Raw genomic sequence first — 2,303 nt, forward strand, 5'->3', positions numbered from 1 at the left:
GGCAGGAGCTTGTCACGTACCATCCCGAGGGTTACCGCATCCTGGAAGCATGGCTGTCGCTGATTCGCGAGAGCTCCGGCGCGGCTCCGGGAAAGATTCTGGCCGAAATGGGCCGCGCAAACCGGCCCGCGGCCGAGTTTCTGGCCAGGCAAGGGTTCGCGGACTGCTGGGACAAGCTCCAGGAGAACAGTCCGAATCAGCGCGTGTTTCTGGCCCAGTTTCACCGGTGGTTCGACGCGTTCAAGACCCTCAAATTCCTCCACCACCTGCGAGACAACGGCTACCCGCTTCAGCCGTTGTGGAGCGCCGTCAGAACGCTCCTGGAACGCGCCGGCCAGACACCCGGCGGCATGTCATGGGAGCGCCTGCCACAGGAAACGGAGGCGCAGCGGGCCCTGCTGCACCATCTCCGGCGATTGGAACGGAATGGTTAGACTGCGGACGCGTCATCGAAGCAGAGCACGAGTATTTCGTAAGGGGCAATCGTGAAGGACCAGGGCGGTTTGGTGTCGAGAGACTTTATCGGAGCTCTGTTGGAATCGGCGAATGGGTTTCCGCTGTACGTGAATGAAGGGTACACGGTGACTTCGGTCTCACGATTGGCGCATTCCGCAACGACGATCCCGGTCTTGCGCGTCTGCCGGTTGTGAAAAAGGGTTGCGAGGAGGTCCGCTCCGCCCTCTACAATCATGCCATTTCCTGCCCGGAAATCTCCGTGCACGCAGTAATCGGCTGCGCGCCTGCGCAGTGCCGCAAGCTGCTTGACATGTTCCGCGAACCGGGGGTATTTCGTGATGGGGGAATCCCCGCCGTCGATCTTCATGTCGAAGTGCATTTTGTACGCGAAGGCCGTGTTCGCTTCGCCGTACTCGCAGGCGTCGAGCTCATGGCTTGCCATCAGCCACGGCAGGGTATAAAGAATGGGGTCTGGAAACGGCAACAGGATGTTCCAGTCCCACGAACTGTCGCACCACTGCCCCGTGAAATCATTGAGGCATTCCGATACCATGACCCCTTCGGGGTTTGCTTCGCGGACCAGCCTGCGCACGCCGGGAAGCAACTCCGCCAGCCCGTCAACGTAGACTCTGTCCGGGGTGGTTTCGATGTGCGTTTCGTCATAGTCGACAAACATCTTCTCCGATATCTGGTCCAGCTGCGTATTTCCGAAACCGTAGTCCTGGACGATTCGCTTGACTGTTTCGAGGAAATAGGCGCGCTGTTCGCGGCAGGGGGCGATTTCATGGTGCAGCAGGGACCGGTTCCGGGTGGGGACGTCATAGTTATGACGGGCCCAATCGCCCGCGTAGTAGGGGTGGCCTTCGCGTGTTTTCGCTTCCCAGCGATGGCCAAAAGCCTTGTGTTCCTCCATTTCGATATTGGCCAGGGTACCGTTGAAGAAGGGGAGTATTTCGACGCCCCGCATGCGCGCGGCCTGAATGCCCGCCCGCAGGGCTTCCGCGCCTCCCCATTCTTCATTGGGCACATAGCGGTAGAAGTAGTTGTTGTCGTGGCCGCCGGTCTGCCATCCGAACACCATCAGGTATGGGCATCCCGCCGCCAGGGCCGCGCTTGCCATGTCCGGCAGGTCCGCATAGGTGTTGAGTTCGAGGCCATCCTGGTGTTTCATGAAAAAGAAATGCCAGCCGATGGCTTCGGCGAACTTCGCGGGGCGGTCGGGCTTCAGGATCCAGGTATCGAGCCACTCCCTATGGGCGTCGGCGGTGGCGCGCCAGTCTCCTTCGTGCAGAGAGATTCTCACGGGCGGGCTGACCCACGATCCCCCCGGGAGAATGCGCCTCGGGTGTGAGGTCGCGAGGGACAGCGTCCGCTCGATCGGGTCACGTGTTTTGTCGAGATGTTTCGCGACGTGAAAATCCAAGATCGAGAAATCGGTATGACGTCCCTCGAGGGCCAGCCCGCCTTCCTCGTTGCCGAATTCACACCATGCACTTGCCATATGGGAGGGGTATCTCGCGACCTTCTGCTGGGTCAATCCGTTCCAGGCGCGATGATCGCCGCCCAGCCGCTTGCCGAAGAGGTCGTCGGTGCGCCGCTCCCAGAATACCGGCCAGACCAAAGAGGCGCCCGCCTGGGGACCGAGTCCCCCGAGCCATGGAAAGATGGTTTCTTCGATAGGGACGTCTCCGGCATTTTCCAGGCGCAATTGAGCGGCAAGCGCGTCATTTTCGAGGACGAACGACGCTTCTGCCCGTATGCCATTGCACGCCGAGCGAACGCGAACGCGAGTTCCTTCCTGCGTGCATTCGGCGCCGGCGGCGTCCGTGTGCAGATACTGCTTGTTC

At 60.8% G+C, this 2,303-nt stretch carries 2 protein-coding genes; one reads left to right on the forward strand and one right to left on the reverse strand.

Annotated elements, in window-relative coordinates; translation table 11 throughout:
* Positions 1 to 434, forward strand: a 434-nt coding sequence (locus PLJ71_17110; GenBank protein HQM50411.1) for a hypothetical protein, incomplete at its 5' end; no start/stop codon positions are given.
* Here PLJ71_17110 and PLJ71_17115 read toward each other — a convergent pair.
* A partial coding sequence (locus PLJ71_17115) for a DUF6259 domain-containing protein (protein ID HQM50412.1) occupies positions 431 to 2,303 on the reverse strand: 1,873 nt, incomplete at its 5' end. The genes PLJ71_17110 and PLJ71_17115 overlap by 4 nt on opposite strands.

It is taken from the genome of Candidatus Hydrogenedentota bacterium, from assembly GCA_035416745.1.
Classification (GTDB): domain Bacteria; phylum Hydrogenedentota; class Hydrogenedentia; order Hydrogenedentales; family SLHB01; genus UBA2224.